The sequence below is a fragment of the Ameyamaea chiangmaiensis genome (genome assembly GCF_013376175.1).
Taxonomy (GTDB): Bacteria; Pseudomonadota; Alphaproteobacteria; order Acetobacterales; family Acetobacteraceae; genus Ameyamaea; species Ameyamaea chiangmaiensis.
Genome location: NZ_JABXXR010000360.1, coordinates 1 through 637, shown reverse-complemented (window position 1 = coordinate 637; position 637 = coordinate 1). Strand labels below are relative to the sequence as shown.

The 637-nt window shown below is 73.3% G+C and carries 1 pseudogene; it reads left to right on the top strand.

From position 1 onward, the window contains the following. Positions 1 to 637 (top strand): annotated as a pseudogene (locus tag HUK82_RS17050) (AAA family ATPase); the annotation flags it as partial.

Sequence of the window (637 nt, the reverse complement as noted above, 5' to 3'; positions counted from 1 at the left end):
CGGGCCGCGGCCCAGCGCGCGAAGCTTCAGGCCGATATGGACGCCGCGGCGGCGCAACGTATCGCCGACGCGGTGATGGCGCAGGCGCGGGAGCAACGGCAGGACGCGGAGGCGGCTTTTGCCGATGTCCGCGCGCAGGCCGACGCGCAGGCCGACGCCGAGACACGTCAGGACGCGCTGTTCTCCGCCGCTCAGGATGCCCTGATGGCCGTGCAGGCCGACGAGTCGCGCCTGCAGGCCGAAGCAGAGGGACTGGCGCAGGCCCTGTCGTCGGACGGCGAGGACGATGCGTTCGCGCCGATTGCCGATGCCCTGCGGGTTCCTGACGGGCTGGAAGTGGCGCTGGCCGCCTCGATCTCGGAGGGGCTGGAGGCTTCGGTCGATGCGCGCGCGGCCCGCCACTGGACACGAAGCGCCGGCGATGTTGCGCCCCTCCCCTCCGGCGCGATAGCGCTCGGCACGCTGGTCGAAGCACCGGTCGAGGCGCTGCGTGCCCTGTCGGCGGTCGGTCTGGTGGAGTCGACGGCTGACGGCGACAGACTGGCTCCGGCCCTGCAGGCCGGGCAGACGCTGGTGACACGCGATGGCGCGCTGTGGCGTTGGGACGGCTATCGCATCCGGGCCGGCCACCCCGACC